Source organism: Streptomyces sp. NPDC051364 (genome assembly GCF_040682115.1).
Lineage (GTDB): Bacteria > Actinomycetota > Actinomycetes > Streptomycetales > Streptomycetaceae > Streptomyces.
Genome location: NZ_JBFBAH010000009.1, coordinates 1 through 16,319, shown reverse-complemented (window position 1 = coordinate 16,319; position 16,319 = coordinate 1). Strand labels below are relative to the sequence as shown.

General features: G+C 71.0%; 13 protein-coding genes. 5 read left to right on the top strand and 8 right to left on the bottom strand.

Annotation, left to right across the window (positions count from 1 at the left end; genetic code table 11):
* Positions 1-61: 61 nt before the first annotated feature.
* From AB0M76_RS20345 to AB0M76_RS20330, 4 genes are all read right to left on the bottom strand, one after another.
* A complete protein-coding gene (locus AB0M76_RS20345) occupies positions 62-1,249 on the bottom strand; it encodes a cytochrome P450 (protein ID WP_365954177.1) in 1,188 nt (395 codons plus the stop codon).
* Positions 1,246-2,436, bottom strand: a complete 1,191-nt coding sequence (locus tag AB0M76_RS20340) for an MAB_1171c family putative transporter (RefSeq protein WP_365954176.1) — start codon at positions 2,434-2,436, stop codon at positions 1,246-1,248. The genes AB0M76_RS20345 and AB0M76_RS20340 overlap by 4 nt, the downstream gene beginning before the upstream one ends.
* On the bottom strand, positions 2,433-2,960 hold the full coding sequence (locus AB0M76_RS20335; protein WP_365954175.1) for a regulator component: 528 nt from the start codon (positions 2,958-2,960) through the stop codon (positions 2,433-2,435). Before AB0M76_RS20335 ends, AB0M76_RS20340 begins: the two co-directional genes overlap by 4 nt.
* Before the next feature lie 254 nt (positions 2,961-3,214).
* Positions 3,215-3,670: a helix-turn-helix transcriptional regulator gene (locus AB0M76_RS20330; RefSeq protein ID WP_365954174.1), complete on the bottom strand. Its 456-nt coding sequence runs from the start codon at positions 3,668-3,670 to the stop codon at positions 3,215-3,217.
* Positions 3,671-4,606: 936 nt separating this feature from the next.
* Between AB0M76_RS20330 and AB0M76_RS20325 the strand changes: the two genes are divergently transcribed.
* From AB0M76_RS20325 to AB0M76_RS20310, 4 genes are all read left to right on the top strand, one after another.
* Positions 4,607-6,289: a SpoIIE family protein phosphatase gene (locus AB0M76_RS20325; RefSeq protein ID WP_365954173.1), complete on the top strand. Its 1,683-nt coding sequence runs from the start codon at positions 4,607-4,609 to the stop codon at positions 6,287-6,289.
* 199 nt (positions 6,290-6,488) lie between these two features.
* Positions 6,489-7,034, top strand: coding sequence for a 2Fe-2S iron-sulfur cluster-binding protein (locus AB0M76_RS20320; RefSeq protein WP_365954172.1), 546 nt, complete (start codon positions 6,489-6,491; stop codon positions 7,032-7,034).
* Positions 7,031-9,136: a xanthine dehydrogenase family protein molybdopterin-binding subunit gene (locus AB0M76_RS20315; RefSeq protein ID WP_365954171.1), complete on the top strand. Its 2,106-nt coding sequence runs from the start codon at positions 7,031-7,033 to the stop codon at positions 9,134-9,136. The genes AB0M76_RS20320 and AB0M76_RS20315 overlap by 4 nt, the downstream gene beginning before the upstream one ends.
* Positions 9,133-10,119, top strand: a complete 987-nt coding sequence (locus tag AB0M76_RS20310; RefSeq protein ID WP_365954170.1) for a xanthine dehydrogenase family protein subunit M — start codon at positions 9,133-9,135, stop codon at positions 10,117-10,119. The genes AB0M76_RS20315 and AB0M76_RS20310 overlap by 4 nt, the downstream gene beginning before the upstream one ends.
* Before the next feature lie 59 nt (positions 10,120-10,178).
* On the opposite strand, the gene AB0M76_RS20305 is transcribed toward AB0M76_RS20310, so the two are convergent.
* Positions 10,179-10,505, bottom strand: a complete 327-nt coding sequence (locus AB0M76_RS20305) for a hypothetical protein (RefSeq protein WP_365954169.1) — start codon at positions 10,503-10,505, stop codon at positions 10,179-10,181.
* 425 nt (positions 10,506-10,930) lie between these two features.
* Positions 10,931-12,280 carry an AMP-binding protein gene (locus AB0M76_RS20300; RefSeq protein WP_365954168.1) on the bottom strand — a complete coding sequence of 450 codons (1,350 nt, stop codon included), beginning with the start codon at positions 12,278-12,280 and terminating at the stop codon, positions 10,931-10,933.
* A gap of 490 nt (positions 12,281-12,770) precedes the next feature.
* Here AB0M76_RS20300 and AB0M76_RS20295 point away from each other — a divergent pair, with 490 nt between their 5' ends.
* Positions 12,771-13,388, top strand: coding sequence for a CatB-related O-acetyltransferase (locus tag AB0M76_RS20295; RefSeq protein WP_365954167.1), 618 nt, complete (start codon positions 12,771-12,773; stop codon positions 13,386-13,388).
* A 242-nt stretch (positions 13,389-13,630) separates the two neighbouring features.
* Here AB0M76_RS20295 and AB0M76_RS20290 read toward each other — a convergent pair whose 3' ends face one another.
* Entirely contained in the window at positions 13,631-14,509 is an 879-nt protein-coding gene (locus AB0M76_RS20290; RefSeq protein WP_365954166.1) for a 3-hydroxybutyryl-CoA dehydrogenase, read from the bottom strand.
* Entirely contained in the window at positions 14,506-16,098 is a 1,593-nt protein-coding gene (gene aceB, locus AB0M76_RS20285; RefSeq protein ID WP_365954165.1) for a malate synthase A, read from the bottom strand. The genes AB0M76_RS20290 and aceB overlap by 4 nt, the downstream gene beginning before the upstream one ends.
* Positions 16,099-16,319: the final 221 nt, after the last annotated feature.

Genomic DNA, 16,319 nt, shown 5'->3' with positions numbered 1-16,319 from the left:
GGCGGTTGGTGGTGCGGCAGCGGGACCGCCGAGTGTGTCAGCGAGATCGTTCAGGTGTGGGTCAGAGCGCCAGGGGGAGGGTGGTCAAGCCGCGGGTGAGGCGGGTTCGGCGCCAGGTCAGGGATTCTGCGGGGATGGCCAGGCGGGTGTTCGGGAAGCGGGTCACCAGGGTGCGGAGGGCGATTTCCGCCTCGGCTCGGGCGAGGGGGGCGCCCGGGCAGCGGTGGATGCCGTGGCCGAAGGAGAGGTGGCCGCCGGCGTCGCGGTCGAGGTCGAGGCGCTGTGGGTCGGGGAACGCCGCCGGGTCGCGGTTCGCGGCCCCGGGGGCGATGAGCACCGGGAAGCCCGCCGGGATGTCGACCCCGCCGACGCGCAGGTCCTCGGTGCTGTGACGGAAGGTGGCCACGCTCACCGGGGAGTCGAAGCGGAGCAGTTCGTCCAGGGCGCCGGGGATCAGGTCCGGGTCCCGGCGCAGCCGGTCGAACGCCTCAGAGTGCCGGAGCAGGGCCAGGACGGCGTTGCCGATGAAGTGGGTGGTGGTCTCGTGCCCGGCGACCAGGAGGAGGGCGGCCAGGGAGACGGTCTCGTCCCGGTCGAGGCCGCCCTCGTCGCAGTCGCGCAGGAGGGAGTGGAGCGGGCCGTCGCCGGGGGTGGCGCGAGCCGTGTCGACGAGGTGGGTCAGGTAGTCGCCGATCCGGTGCGACGCGGCGTCGACGCGGTCGGTGTCGGTCGCGTCGAAGAGGTCGTGGGACCAGCCGGCGAGCGTGGCGCGGTCGGATTCCGGCACCCCCAGCAGCTCACAGACGACGGTGACGGGCAGGGGTACCGCCAGGTCCGACACCAGGTCGACCTCCGTGCCCGGCCGCCACGCGGTCATGAGGTCGTCGACGACCCGGGTGATGTACGGGCGCAGTTCCCGGACGCGTCCGGTGGTGAACAGGGGCGTCGCCACCCGCCGGTGGCGGGTGTGCGCGGGCGGGTCGCTCGCCAGCATGTTGCGGGAGATCGCCGGGTGCAGGTCGCGGTTCGAGGGCCGGTCCGCGAAGAAGCGGGCCGTGTCCTTGGACAGGCGCGGGTCGGTGAACGCCTCGCGGGCCTCGGGGTGGCCGGTGATCAGGTACGCATGGTGTCCGCCGGAGCCGGTGGGGATCCGTTGCACCGGGCAGCCTTCGCGCAGCCGGTCGTAGGTGGGGTAGGGGTCGGCGAAGAAGCGCGGGTCGCGCAGCGGGTCCTGCCGCGGGGCGGTCACGAGGCCGCGCCCGCGTTCTCGGGTGCCGGGCGGCGTGCATGGGCGTCCGCCACGAGCAGCAGCCACGCGGTCTCCGCCGGGAGGTCGCCCTTGCGGGAGCGGGTGCCGGCGGCGGGCGGGGCCTCGTCGCCGTCGAGGGGGAGTCCGGCGCGCTTCGCGTCGACGGCCGCGGCGATGACCGCCGCCTCCACCTCGGCGTCGCCCTCGGGGGTGTCGGCCGTGCCCCGGCGGGCGACCTCGGCTGCCGCGGCGTCCCGTACCGATGCTTGACGGTACCGGCGCAGGGCCAGCACGCAGTCGTTGATCTCGATGACCCGGCGGTGGAGGTGGAAGTCGAGGTCGTGGGTGCCGGCCTCGGTGTTGCCCGGGTCGAGCACGACCTCGGGGACCGCCGAGGTGACCTCCCGCCACAGGGGTTCCAGCGCGGTGAACGAGTTCCGTTCCCAGCGACGGCGGCGCAGTTGGCTGAGCGGCCACAGCAGGGCGGGGAGGGTGAGTCCGACGGTGATGAGGAGGACGGCGACGGCGGGCGCGGTCACGCTGAACGTGCAGCGCAAGGGGGTCAGCGGCGTCGAGCACCGGGCGTGGTCGGGCACGAGCCCCAGACCGAGGCCGATGGAGACCAGCGCGAACAGCTTGTACGCGGCGTAGGCGAGGGCGAAACCACAGCCCACCGAGGTCGTGCGCAGGCCCCAGCGCTGACTGCGTCGGGTCGAGCGCTTGGACTGGGCCCAGGTCTGCAGCAGGAAGTCCTTGGCCGTGTACCCCAGGTAGGAGATGTAGATGAGCACGTAGCACGCGTACAACGCCGGGTTGCGTCCGGTGAGTTGTTCGGCGGCGAAGAAGGCGGTCATGCCGGCGACGGAGATCACGAGGGCGATGACGCGCAGTCGGATCTGCCGGCGGGCCCGTTCGCGGTCCAGATTGAGCTGGAAGAGGAAGGCGAGGACCGAGGTGGCCGCCGTCAGGGTGAAGGTGTTGCTCAGGAGTCGGGCGACGTCGGGGACCACCGATTCGACCGCGCGCTCCACGGCGGGGGCGTAGGAGGCGAAGGCGAGAGCGAACGAGGTCAGCAGTGCCGCCATCGCCCAGGTGCCCGTGGGGCGGTGCCCGCCGCGTCCTCGCACCCAGTAGGCGGCGAAGCACAGCAGCACGACGGCCGTGCCCGTGAACAGGATGTCGATCATTTCCGGTGGCGTTTCTTCCTGTGTGGCTTGGCGAACAGCGCGTCCCAGCTCTCGGCGCCGCTGGCGGGCCGGCTCGACGGGCTCTCGCGTCCCCGGTACATGAGTTGCCGGATCACGCTGGCCATCACCTCGGCCTCGCGTTCGTCCTCGCCGGCGTAGCTGGTCCGGCCGGACATGCGCTGCACGAGGGTGGGGTTGAACCCGATCGCGCGCAGGGCGTCCTGGTCCAGTTCCAGGCTGCCGGGGTGGTCGCAGATGATGTGGCTGATCTCGTGGGCGAGGATGTGGTTCTGGTGGAGAGGGGAGGTGGCCTCCTCGTAGAACAACAGGTCGGCGTCCGGGGTCTCCAGGCGGATGCCGCACGGAGCGTCCATGGCGCCCAGGGTGCTCAGGGGGCGCAGGATGATGGGGCGTCCGCGTTGTTCGGCCACGGCGTCACGGAGGTCGCGGGTGCTGAAGCGGTGCGGGAGTCGAAGCGCCTCGATGCGCGCCTCACACGTGGCGCGAAGCTGCTCAAGGTCCATGTCCTCACTCTGGTGACGCCGGTCGGGGGCGGCCGGCCGGGGTGCAACTCTCCCTGGAAGCCCGGTACGCGCGCCCCAATGTTGGCATGTTCGCGACTCCGCTTCGAGGGCGGGGTGCCGCCGCGGTCGGGCCGTGCGGCCCGGGATGCCGGGCTTGTGCCGGGAAACGCCCGATGCCCCCCTGTCGTTGAGCGACCACAAGGGGGTGCCGTGTCGGGGCGCGGGGACCGCGTTGTCGCCGCCCGGTGCGCGGTTCAGTCATCCAGGTCGAGGTCCTGCGCGGGGTCGTCGGTGGTGAGCCCTTCGAGCTTCCGGGCCTGTTCGATCACGGTGGACAGCATCTTCAGGCTGTCGACGCTCAGGCCGTTGGCGCGCAGGGCCACCTTGCGGACGTCCTGATCGCGCATGGCGGCGAGGAGGCCGATCTCGGCCTTGGTGCGTTCGGCCGCCGCGCTGTCGACGAAGTAGCCCGCCGGTACGCCGAAGAAGTCGGCCAGGGCCTTGATGGTGTGCCGCGTCGGGTTCCGCTTGGCGCCGGTGCGCAGTTGCTGGATGGCACTTGCCGTCACACCGCGCCCCTCTCCGGTCGCAGCCCTGCGGATTCCCTCGGCGACCTCCGCGTAGGTGTAGGGCCCCCGGGAAGGGGGGTGCACCTCACGGAAGAGGTGGTCCAGGAGTTGGGCGAAGGTGGGCGACTGGTCATCCTCCACGTACACGACCTCCTTGGTGTGATGCCGAGTCCTTGCCCACCACAGTGTTTCTCGAAGCCCCTCGGGCCGGCCCCGGCAACACTTTGGTTGACGCCGGACAGTCACTCTGGTGTACGTTACCAATGCTTCGTCGCCACTGAAGTGTCGAGGGGGCGGCGGTGCCGGCCGGGTCGAGGTCGAGCTTCACGGGGGTGAGCTCGGCCGCCGGCCCGGAGCGCCGTGGCCGCGTCGGACGAGTTCGCCCCGGCCGACGCGCGGGGACGCCGCGGGAGGCGCGGGCCAGGGGATGCCGTCTTCGACCTCCGGCCGGCACGCCCACTTCCGGGGCCGGCCCAGTACGCCTGCGGCGGGGGCAGGGGCGGTCGGGCCGAGGGGTGCAGGGCGGTTTCTGCAATGAACGGGCTCCTCGCGCCGGTGGTGCGGCCTGTCGGTGGCTGTCGCGATAGCAGCAGGTCGCCGGGTGGTCCTTCGGGGAAGATACTGAAGGTCACGGTGCGTGGAGGCGACATGCGTGAACCGGAGCAGCGCGGTCCGAGGCCGGCCTCGGCGCCCTTCGGCGACACGGCAGCGGTCGTCCTGGACGGCGAAGGCGTGGTCATCGCCCGTTCGGAGTGGGCCGCGACGCTCCTGGAATGCTCGCCGGGGGAGCCGTGTGCCCCCTTGTCGGGGCTACTGCCGCGCGGTGGAACGGAGGCGGGATCGACCGGGCGACTCGTGACGGTTCCCGGAAGCGGTCATGGGGGCCGGACGGCCTCTCTCGTTTGCAAGGTTGTCCGGCTTGCGGCTCGGACTTCAGGCGACCGTGATGCCCGTGCTCAGTGGCTTGTCCTGGTCAGTCCGGCCGAAGCCCTGGTGGAAGTGGCCGAGCGTGACTCGGAGCGACGCCGAAGGGGGCTGTCCCGCGCCGCCGCCGAAAGCATCGGGGCCTCTCTGGACGTGACGGAGACGGCCCAGGCCCTCGTGAACCTCCTGGTCCCCGATTTCGCCGACCTGGCGACCGTGGACCTCGCGGAGCCGGTACTGGTGGGCGACGAACCGCCCCACCTCGAAGCCAGCGGCGATGTCCGCTTGCGCCGGACCGCTGCCGCACAGAGCCCGGGGATATCCGCGGAGGAGCTCCTGCCGGTGGGAGAGGCGCTTCCTCCCGTACCGGACAGCGAGGTGATGCGTCCGCTCATGGAGGGACGGCCCGTCCTGGTGTCCGACGTCGCCGTACTCCGTGCGTCGCTCGGGGTGGATCCCGAGAGCCTGCGCCTGTTCGTCCCGAGCGGGGCGCACTCCTCCGTGGCGGTGCCGCTCTACGCGCGGGGCCTGATCCTCGGCTGCGTCACGGTCTGGCGCAGTCAGTTGCCTTCCGTATTCAGCGAGGAGGACGCTGCGCTCCTGCACGACCTCGCTTCCAGAGCCGCGCTCGGCGTGGACAACGCACGCCGCTACACCAGGGAACACCGGTCGGCGGTGGCCCTGCAGCGCAGCCTGCTGCCGCACTCCGCCCTGAACGTGGCGGCCGCGGACACCGCGGGGGTGTATCAGCCGGCGGGCGGCGGTGTGGGGGTCGGCGGGGACTGGTTCGACGTGATCGCCTTGTCGTCGTTGCGCGTGGCCTTCGTTGTGGGGGATGTCGTCGGACACGGACTCGAGGCGACCGCGGCCATGGCACGGCTGCGGACCGCGGTGCAGACCCTCGCCGACCTCGACCTGGATCCAGGTGAGCTCCTCACGCATCTCGACGATCTGGTGCTCGGCTTCTCCGACGAGCAGACGGCCGGCGAGTCCGGTTCCGAGCGCTCCGAGCCCTCCGAGCGGTCAGAGCCCGCGGTGCTCGGAGCGACGTGCCTGTATGCCGTCTACGACCCGGTGACGAGGCGGTGCGCCGCCGCCACTGCGGGACATCCGCCCCCGATCCTGCTGCCTCCGGGTGAGGAACCGGTCTCTCTCGGCATGGTGCCGGGACCGCCGCTGGGGGTGGGCGGAGTGCCTTTCGAGGTAACGGAGTTCGGTGTACGGCCCGGCAGCATGCTCGCGTTCTTCACCGACGGACTCGTGGAGAGCCGCGGCGGCGACATCGAGGAGGGGATGGAGAGATTGAAGGTCTCGCTCGCCGAGGCCGGCGCCGGCGCCGGCCCGAGCCGGCCCCTGGGCGGGATCAGCCAGAGCGTTTTCGACGAGGTGCGACCTCAAGCGCCCCTCGATGACGCCGCCTTGCTACTCGCCCGCATCCGCCCGCTGTCGCCCGATCAGGTCGCCGAGTGGGAACTCGAACCCGACCTGTCGCTCGTCGCGCACGCCCGTGAGCTGGTGGTGGGCCGGCTGTCCGACTGGCAGTTGGAGGAACTGGGCTTCGTGACCGAACTCGTCGCCAGCGAGCTCGTCACGAACGCGATCCGCTACGCAGGCGGCCCGGTCGGGCTCCGACTGATCCGCGACCGGGGAGTGCTCGTCTGTGAGGTGTCCGACCCCAGCAGTACCCAGCCGCGCCTGCGGCGCGCACGGGAGACGGACGAAGGAGGGCGTGGCCTCTTCCTCGTCGCCCAGCTCACCGACCGCTGGGGCAGCCGGTTCACACGGACCGGGAAGACGATCTGGACGGAACAGCCCATAGGCGGCCCGCTCGTCTAGGGCCCTTCGGCCTGCGGTGCGAGATGTGAGACGGCCGTGGTGACGCTGTCGAAACGCATGGTGGTACGGGACCGCTGGTCGTACCGATCCCCCTCAGGCGCAAGATCCAGTAGAGGCGTAGAGTGAAGCGGAGACGTGCGGAGTCTGCGCTCGGGTGCGGGCCGGGCCCCGCAGCTCGCCAGAACGGGGGTCATGCCCCATGCGCAGTTCACAGCCATCCGAGGTCGTCGAGGACAGCCCAGCCGTCCGTGCTGATATCGCACTGAACGTCAACGGCCAGGAATGCCGTCTGACCATCGATACCAGGATGTCTCTCCTCGACGTACTGCGTGACTCCCTCGGTCTGACCGGAGCGAAGGCCGGCTGCGATCGGGGCCATTGTGGTTGCTGCACCGTGCTCGTCGACGGCAGGCGTGTCTACAGCTGTCTGACACTCGCCGTGGCGTGCGGCAACGCGCGCGTCATGACGGTGGAGGGCCTGGGCGGGGCGGATCTCCATCCGCTGCAGGCGGCGTTCGTCGCGCGTGACGCCTTCCAATGCGGATTCTGCACCCCCGGGCAATTGTGCTCCGCGATCGGAATGCTCGACGAGTTCGCCCGCGGATGGCCCGGTTCCGCGACCGGACGGCCCCCGGTCGTTCCGGTTCTGACGCAGGCGGAAATCCGTGAGCGCATGAGCGGGAACCTGTGCCGTTGCGGTGCGTACCAGAACATCGTGGCTGCGATCATGGATGTGGCGCCGTGACACACCCGTCCGTCGGCTCCGCCATTCCCCGGCGGGAGGCCCGGGAGAAGGTCACGGGCAGCGCTCGCTACACCGGCGACGTGACCCTGCCGCACCTCGCGTACGCGGCAGTGGTTCCAGCGGCGGTCGCGCACGGGCGGGTCACGGCGGTCCATCCCGAGGAGGCCCTCGCCCGTTCCGGAGTGCTGGCCGTGATTCACGGCGGCAACTGCCCCCGCCTGAACCGGACCGGCGATGCCGACCTCGCCGTCTTCCAGTCCCCTTCGGTCTCCTATCGAGGCCAGTTCGTCGCCGCGGTCGTCGCCGAGTCCCCGCAGATCGCCCACGAGGCAGCGCGGATGGTGGGCATCGAGTACGCCGCAGCCCCGCACAGGGTCAGCCTCGACATCGCGTGCGACGGATTCCACCAGCCGCCGGACCACGGGCCCTTCTTTCCGACCGACTGCTCGCACGGCGATGTGGAGTCGGCCCTGTCGCACGCTCCGGTACGGATCGAGGCCACATACACCACTCCTCCGTACCACCACCATGCCCTCGAACCGCACGGGACGGTTGCGTACTGGCACGACGGTGCGCTGACCGTCTACGACACCACGCAAGGCCCGTCGGGGACGCGCGACATCCTCGGGCACCTCTTCGGCATCGGCCCCGACCGGGTGCGCGTCATCGCCCGGCACGTGGGGGGAGGGTTCGGTTCCAAGGCCGCGCCAAGAGCCCAGCTGGTCGTCGCCGCCGTGGCTGCACTCGCCGTCGGCCGGCCGGTCAGGACCGCTCTCACCCGGGAGCAGCTCAGCGTCGTCGCCGGATACCGGACGCCGACCATTCAGCGGATCCGGCTGGGGGCCGAGACCGACGGCCACCTGCTGGCCGTGTCCCATGTGTCGTTCGAGCAGGCGTCCCTGACGGGTGACCACTGCGAGTACTCGGCCGCGCCCACGCGCACCATGTACGCGGCGCCGAACCGCGAGACGAGGCACTGGAGGGTGAGGCTGCACGTTCCGTCGCCGACCTGGATGCGCGCACCTGGTGAATGCCCGGGGATGTTCGCGCTCGAATCGGCCATGGACGAGCTCGCCGTCGCGTGTTCGCTCGACCCGGTCGAGCTGCGCCTGCGCAACGACACCGCGAACGATCCGCACAGCGGCCGGCCCTTCAGCACACGGAACCTCGCCACCTGCCTGCGGCTGGGCGCGGAGCGGTTCGGCTGGGCCGAACGCGACCGCCTCCGCGCGGAGCACAGCGACGGGCGCCGGCTCGTGGGCATGGGCGTCGCCGCGTCGACCATTCCGCAGTACCGGTTCCCCTCCCGGGCGAGCGTGCACACCGATGGCCACGGCCGCTACACCGTGCGCATCGCGGCCGTGGACATCGGCACCGGGGCGCGCACGGCACTGGCCCAGATCGCTGCCGACGCCCTGCACGTCGGCGTGGATCACGTCATGGTGGAGATCGGCGACAGTGCCTACCCGTCGGCCAGTTGGGCCGGCCGGTCCAGCGGAACGACCTCGTGGGGGACGGCGGTGGTGCGCGCCTGCGAGGCATTGCGGACCGACATCGGGCGACGCGGCGGCCTGGTGCCGGCCAGTGGCCTCGAAGCCGGCGTCGACACCCTCGAGGAGCTCGCCGTGCCGCGCGCCCACTCCCAGCACGCGTTCGGCGCGCAGTTCGCCCGGGTGACCGTGGATACGTCGACCGGGGAGATCCGGGTGCCGCGCATGCTCGGCGTCTTCGCCGTGGGCCGTGTGATCAATCCGGTCACCGTGCGATCGCAGTTGGTCGGGGGTATGGTCATGGGTCTTTCCATGGCCCTGTGCGAGGAGGGGTTCATCGACCGGACGTACGGGCATTTCCACACCCGCGACCTGTCCGCCTACCACGTGGCGACCTTCGCCGACGCTCCCGAGATCGAGGCCGTCTGCATCGACGAGGAGGACTTCCACACGAGCCCCATGGGGGCCAAGGGCGTCGGCGAGATCGGCATCGTCGGGACGGCGGCGGCCATCGCCAATGCCGTCCATCACGCGACCGGTCGCCGCATCCGCAGCCTGCCGCTCAGCGTGCGCCGTGTGAGGGATGCGGCGGCACCGGGAATCGGGACATGAAACCCTTCCGCTATGAGCGCCCCGCCACCGTGCGGGAGGCCGTCGCGCTGGTCGCGGGGGATCCCGGGGCCGTGTTCGTGGCCGGCGGCACGAACCTGTTCGACCACCTCAAGCTGGGAATCGTCCGTCCGTGTCTGCTGGTGGACGTCACCGGCCTGCCCCTGAGCGGGGTCGAAGTGCTCCCCGACGGCGGTATCCGCATCGGGGCCACCGTCCGCAATGCCGATCTCGCCGCCCATCCCGAGGTGCGCGAGCGCTATCCGGTCGTGTCGCAGGCGCTGCTGGCCGGTGCGTCACCTCAGTTGCGCAACATGGCCACCCTGGCGGGGAATCTGCTGCAGCGCACGCGGTGCCCCTACTTCCTGAACCCGGACACCCGGTGCAACAAGAGGCGACCCGGATCCGGCTGTGCGGCCGTGGAGGAACACAGCGAGCACACCGCCGTACTCGGTGCGTCGGAGAGCTGCGCGGCCGTGCACCCCTCCGACCTGGCGGTCGCCCTGTGCGCCGTGGATGCGACGGTCTGCGTACAGGACGGCACGGGCACCCGCCGCATTCCCGTCACTTCCCTGTACCGACTGCCCGGGCACCGACCTGAGCTCGATACCGTCCTCGAACACGGTGAACTCATCACGGCGGTGGAGCTGCCCGCGCTGCCGATGGCGGCCCGCTCCCGCTACCGCAAGGTCGGGGACCGGGCCTCTTTCACCTTCGCGCTGGTGTCGGTCGCCGTGGCGGTGGATCTCGACGGCGACAGGGCCAGGGACGCGCGCATCGCGTTCGGCGGCCTTGCGACCACGCCGTGGCGCGCGCGTCGGGCGGAGGCCGTCCTGCGGGGCGCACCGGCCACCGCGGACCGGTTCGCGGCAGCCGCGCTCGAGGAACTCGCCACCGCCCGCACCGTCCGCGCCAACGCGTACAGGATTCCGCTGGTGTGCGACACCCTGGTCGCCACGCTCTGCGATCTGTGCGAGGAAGGCTGACCGGGTTCCCCGCCCGAAGGCATTCAGCCGTCGGCCAGACGGGACTTCGACGACACGACCTAGCCACCAGCCAGCGGGTCCCGCCCACCCCGCCGTCTCCGTACGCTCACCACGACGGCGGCGACCAGCAACCCACGACAGCTGCCCGTCGGGGAGTCACGCTTGGAGGCCATCTTGCCCTCGAGGACGACGGCGTTCTCGAAGGGCAGCAGCAGGTTGCCCGACACGGCCAGCGCGGCGAGCCCCGTCAGGACGGTGGCCAGCGCGGGCAGGAAGAACAGCAGCAGGCCCCGCCGCGACCACGAGCCGGACGACCGGCGCCGGATGGCCAGGCGGGGCTCCTCGATGAACGGTCTCTCCCCTGAAGCTCTCTCCCCGACGGCCACCCATGCCCCCCAGCACGCTCGCGTCACGGTCGAGCGGCAGTATGTACCGCCCGGCTGACCATTCATGCACGGTTCCGCTAATCCTGAGTTAACAACTGCGTTGAAAACATGGATAGTTGCCGTGGAGAGTGGGCGAGTAGGCTCATCGGCCGGCGTCTTCCGGCCACCCGCAAGACCAGTCGACGCGGCCCGCCCGCGCGCAAGCACTCCGTAGGGTGAGGCCGGTCGCTGCGCGGCCCATGGACCTGAACGCGAGGATGCCCAAGGAGGCGCCCCCACCTCCGAGCCGAACGCCTCCGAGCCGAACGCCGCGGCGGCGGGACCGGCGGCGGCCCCCAGTGACTACGCCACCGCCGTCCACTGGTCCGTCGTGTGCGGGGACTCGGACGCCTGTTCCCGTAGGGGGTCGGTCCCTGTGGGCCGGATCAGACCTCGAGGCGACCGGTCACCACCAGGTTGCCGTCCGGAGTGCGCCGCGCGAGTTCGCCGGTGCGGAAGTACCCGTCGGGGGTGAAGGAGCGTGCGTTGTGGTCGGGCGCCCGGTAGTAGCCGCGCAGGGTGTACGGACCGCGTGCGAGGAGTTCGCCGGGCTCCCCGTCGGGCACGTCCTGGCCGTCGACGTCGACGATGCGGATCTCATCGTCGGGCGAGAGCGGCCGGCCCTGCGTGGTGAGCACGGTCTTGTCCCGGTCGGCGGGCTGGGTGAGCATGAGCAGACCCTCAGGCATGCCGAAGACCTGCTGAAGGCGACCACCCAGTTCGGGGCCTATCCGCTCGGCGGTCGACCGGTGCAAGGGCGCGCCGCCGATCTGCAGGAGACGCAGACTGCTCAAGTCGGCCCGGACCGTGGGGAGTACGTCGAGCCAGAGCTGCGCGGCGGCGGGCGCCAGCGACGTGATGGTGACCCGCTCCCGTTCGATGACCGCAAGGCATTCGGCGGGTTCCGGGTTCTCGGCCAGGACGACGGTGCCTCCGACGGAGAGGGTGCCGACGATGCCGGGGCAGCCGAAGGTGAAGTTGGACTCGGCGGGCTGCGCGGCGAGATACACGTCGTTCTCGGTGAGCGAAGCCAGCTCGGCGGCGGCCCGCACCTGGTAGGCGTAGTCGTTGTGGGTACGCGGAACGAGCCTGGGCGCCGCAGCGGTACCGCCGGAGAGCAGGAAGAACGCCACCTGGGCGGCGCTCTGCGCAGGCGCCGGCTCGGGCGCGGCGTCGATGGAGCCCAGCGGGGAGTACTGGCAGCCCGACGGGTCGGTCGTGAGGCCGCCGTACGGGGATGACTCGCCCGGCGCCTCAAGGGTGAACACCCGCCGCAGGAAAGGCCATCGGGCCGCGATGTCCGCGGCCATCGCCGTGTGGTCGAAGCCCTGGTACGTCGAGGGAGCCACGTAGCCTACGGCCTGGGTGACCCGCACGAGCTCGGGCACCTCGGACGCGCGGTGCGAGAGCGGGCAGAACACGGGGATCACGCCGACGCGCATCAGCGCGAACACGGTGATGACGAACTCGGGAACGTTCGGCAGCTGGACGACGACCCGTTGTCCGGGCCGGAGGCCGCGCAGCCTGAATCCGGCGGCCATGCGGTCCACGCGCCGGTTCAGGTTCGCGTACGTGATGCGGGTGCCGCCCTGCACGAGCGCGGTCCGGGGTCCGTACTGCAGGGCCATGCCGCGCAGCAGGTTGTCCAGCGTGTTGCCACGCCAGTGTCCGGCCGCCCAGTAGCGGTCGACGAACTCCTGGGGCCAGGGCGTGCAGCCGGCGAGCATGGATGCCATTCGTTTCCTTCTGTGCCGGTTTCCGAACCCGGAAGCCCTGCGGATCGTGTTTCGCCGCGCGGGGGTGTGGCGGCGGTGATCGCGACGACCGCGGCCCCCGCCTCCGTTCGCGACTCCCGAGCTGCTGATCACTCTTGGTCTTTCCTCTGGCCGCGAGCAATGTGCTTTCCGGACCATGGATGCTGAATTCCCTCAGCGGATAGTCCAATCAGGCTCCGCTGACCAGCAGGAATGATCGGGGTTCAAGTCAACTCGGCCCAGGGGCCAGATGATGAAGGCGGGCTACCCGAGGCGGTCCACCGCCTCGCGGCCGGAACCCGACCCGGCTGCCGCCGCTGACCATCGCCCCTGCCACGGCCCCGGAGTCCCCGTCGCCGACGTGCCGGACGCGACGTCCGGGATCATGGACGTACTGTCCACGCATGCATAGACCGTCTGGAGTGGTTCCACCGTGAATCCTGTTCCGCCCGACTCCTCGGTTCTCCATCCGATGCCCGGACAGCCGCGCGTCGTGCTCCTGAAGCCGCTGGTGACGTCTCCGTTGATCGAGGTCGGCGAGTACTCCTACTACGACGATCCGGACGAGCCCACCGCCTTCGAGACCCGCAACGTGCTCTACCACTACGGGCCCGAGAAGCTGATCATCGGGAGGTTCTGCGCGCTGGGCACCGGCGTCCGGTTCATCATGAACGGTGCCAACCACCGCATGGACGGCCCTTCCACCTTCCCGTTCCCCATCATGGGCGGAGGCTGGGCCGAGCACTTCGATCTCATCACCGGCCTCCCCGGCCGCGGGGACACCGTCGTCGGAAACGACGTCTGGTTCGGCCACGGTGCCACGGTCATGCCCGGAGTTCGCATCGGCCACGGCGCGATCATCGCCTCCGGAGCCGTCGTCGTCGACGACGTCCCCGACTACGGCATCGTCGGCGGCAACCCGGCCGAGCTGATCCGAACCCGGTACAGCGAGGCGGACGTCGCCCGCCTTCTCGCCCTGGCCTGGTGGGACTGGCCGGCCGAGCACCTGACCCGGCACGTACGCACCGTCATGTCCGGCAGCATCGACGACCTGGAAGCCGCCGCCCCGGCCGGCCCTCCGGGCGTGTGAGCGCGCCGGCCCTCACGTGGTCCTCGAGTCGCGGGAGGTCACAGACGTGGACCCTTATCAACCTGTTGCCCCGTATGTCACTCTGGCGCCCATGTTCCTGCCGTTCGCGTCCCGAGCCGTGCCCGCCGGCTGACACAGGCCGTGGGGGCCGGGCAAGGCGGGGCGGGACGACACCACTCGTCACGCCCCGCCGTTCCCTCAGCACCCGGGGCACCCTCGGCCCGGGCCGCGAACCGGGGCCCTCAGCCCCGGTCGTACGTGTGGAACCCGCGGCCCGTCTTGCGGCCCAGCAGCCCTGCCTGGACCATCCGCTGGAGGAGCGGCGGCGGGGCGTAGAGGGGTTCCTTGAACTCGTCGTAGAGAGACTCCGCGATCGCGGCGACGGTGTCGAGGCCGATGAGGTCGGCGAGCTTCAGCGGTCCCATGGGATGGGCGCAGCCGAGCACCATGCCGGTGTCGATGTCGGCGGCCGTCGCGAAGCCGGACTCGGACATCCGGATCGCCGACAGCAGGTAGGGGACCAGGAGCGCGTTGACCACGAACCCGGACCGGTCCTGCGAGCGGATCGCGGTCTTGCCGAGCGTCTCGCGTACGAAGGACTCCATCGTCTCGGCGGTGTCCGCCGTGGTGTGCAGGGAGGAGACGATCTCCACCAGGGGCAGGACCGGCACGGGGTTGAAGAAGTGCAGGCCCAGCACACGGTCGGCACGGCGGGTGGCCATGCCCAGGGTCATGATCGGGATGGCGGAGGTGTTGGAGGCGAGGATCGCCTCCGGGTCCTCCACGATCTTGTCGAGAGCGGTGAAGATCTCCGCCTTCACGTCGGCGTTCTCGACGGCGGCTTCGATGACCAGCTGCCGGTCCGCGAGATCCTCGAGGTCCCCCGTGAACAGCAGGCGGGCCAGCGCGTCCTCGGCGGAGATCCGGTCGAGCCGGCCGCGCTGCACGGCGCGTTCCAGCGATACGGTGACCCGCGCCCGGGCAGCGCGGGCCGCCGTGGCGTCGGCCTCGCAGACGACCGTGTCGAGGCCGGCTCGGGCGCAGACTTCGGCGATGCCTGCGCCCATCTGGCCGCCGCCGACGATGCCGATGCGGCGGACCTCGGAGCTGAGCGTGCTCATGAGCGGGCCTCCGTACGGCGGACGAGGTGGCGGGTGTAGGCGTCGGGGGTGAAGAAGGCGGGCAGCTCGCGGCCGAGGGCGGCCCGTTCCAGGATGCCGCGCGCTTCGCCGACCAGGGCGTCGGGCCGCTCCGCGGCGAGCGCCGCGCATTCGGTGTCGACCAGCCGCAGCACCTCGTCCCGCGTGATGAGGCGGTGGCGCAGCCACTGCCAGAGCTGGACACGGGCGATCTCGGCGGTGGCCGCGTCCTCCATCAACCCGTAGAGGGCCACGGCCCCGCTGCCGCGCAGCCAGGCGTCGAAGTACCGCAGGGACACGGCCACATTGGCGCGCACCCCCTCCGTCGTGGGCGCTCCGCTGATGCGGCGGACCGACAGCAGGTCCGAGGCGTGGACGCTCACGTCCTCGCGGGTGCGGTCGATCTGGTGCGGGCGCTCGCTCAGGACGCCGTCGAAGACCTCCCGGCAGACGGGGACCAGAGCCGGGTGGGCGACCCAGGAGCCGTCGAAGCCGTCCTCGGCCTCGCGCTCCTTGTCGAGCCGCACCTTGGCCAGGGCCGCTTCGTTCGCGGCCGCGTCCTTGCCCGGTACGTGCGCGGCCATGCCGCCGATGGCGTGGGCGCCGCGCTTGTGGCACGTACGGACGAGCAGTTCGGCGTACGCCCGCATGAACGGGGCGGTCATGGTGACCTTGGCCCGGTCGGGCAGCAGGAAATCGGTGCGGTGCCCGAAGTTCTTGATGAGGCTGAACAGGTAGTCCCAGCGGCCTGCGTTGAGACCGGAGCTGTGCTCGCGCAGCTCGTAGAGGATCTCCTCCATCTCGAACGCGGCTGTGATCGTCTCGATGAGGACGGTGGCCCGGACGGTGCCGCGGGGGATGCCGAGGAGTTCCTGGGCGAGCAGGAAGATGTCGTTCCAGAGGCGGGCCTCGTACCGGTTCTCCAGCTTGGGGAGGTAGAAGTACGGGCCGTACCCGGCATCGATCTGCCGCTGCGCGCAGTGGAAGAAGTACAGGCCGAAGTCGACCAGCGAGGCCGGGACGGGTCGGCCGTCGACCGTGAGGTGCTCCTCGGTGAGGTGCCAGCCGCGGGGGCGGACCACCATGGTCGCGAGGTCCGTGCCGAGGCGGTACTCCTTGCCCTCGGGGGTGGTGAAGTCGATGCGCCGCTGACAAGCATCCAGCAGGTTGAGCTGACCGCCGATGACGTTGTCCCAGGTGGGCGCGGTGGCGTCCTCGAAGTCCGCCATCCACACCCGGGCACCGGAGTTGAGGGCGTTGACGGTCATCCTGCGGTCCGGCGGGCCGGTGATCTCGACGCGGCGGTCGGTCAGGCCGGGCGCGGGCGGGGCCACCCGCCAGCCGGGGTCGGCGCGGACGGCCGAGGTGGCGCGGGAGAAGTCCAGCGGCGAGCCCGCGGCCAGGTTGGTGTACCGGCGCTGCCGCTCCTTGAAGAGCTCGAGCCGTCGCGGGGCGAAGGCGGCGTCGAGGCGGCCGATGAAGTCCAGTGCCGCGGGGGTGAGGATCTCCTCGTGGCGCTCTCCCGGCGTTCCGTGGACCTGGACGGTGCGGGTCGGTGCATGGGTGGACATGGTGGGTCTCCTCCGGGGAGGGGAGGACCGGACGGGACGGTGCGTCCGGCCCTCCGGAACACGGGCCGAGGGACGAGGTGCCTGACGGACGGGGTTCCTAGTACCGCGTCAGGCAACGTTCGCCCCGTCGCGGCGCCCGGTGCGTACTCTCGCCGCACCGGCCGAAAGCTCACGTACGTCCAGTACGAGCGCTTGCGGCCGGCACGCCGAGAGCACGCACC

Bases quoted from the DNA above. Each gene is read 5' to 3' on its own strand.
- AB0M76_RS20340 (WP_365954176.1), bottom strand. From the start codon at position 2,436: ATGATCGACATCCTGTTCACGGGCACGGCCGTCGTGCTGCTGTGCTTC.
- AB0M76_RS20335 (WP_365954175.1), bottom strand. From the start codon at position 2,960: ATGGACCTTGAGCAGCTTCGCGCCACGTGTGAGGCGCGCATCGAGGCG.
- AB0M76_RS20320 (WP_365954172.1), top strand. From the start codon at position 6,489: ATGCGCAGTTCACAGCCATCCGAGGTCGTCGAGGACAGCCCAGCCGTC.
- AB0M76_RS20310 (WP_365954170.1), top strand. From the start codon at position 9,133: ATGAAACCCTTCCGCTATGAGCGCCCCGCCACCGTGCGGGAGGCCGTC.
- AB0M76_RS20300 (WP_365954168.1), bottom strand. From the start codon at position 12,280: ATGGCATCCATGCTCGCCGGCTGCACGCCCTGGCCCCAGGAGTTCGTC.
- AB0M76_RS20295 (WP_365954167.1), top strand. From the start codon at position 12,771: ATGCCCGGACAGCCGCGCGTCGTGCTCCTGAAGCCGCTGGTGACGTCT.
- AB0M76_RS20290 (WP_365954166.1), bottom strand. From the start codon at position 14,509: ATGAGCACGCTCAGCTCCGAGGTCCGCCGCATCGGCATCGTCGGCGGC.
- aceB (WP_365954165.1), bottom strand. From the start codon at position 16,098: ATGTCCACCCATGCACCGACCCGCACCGTCCAGGTCCACGGAACGCCG.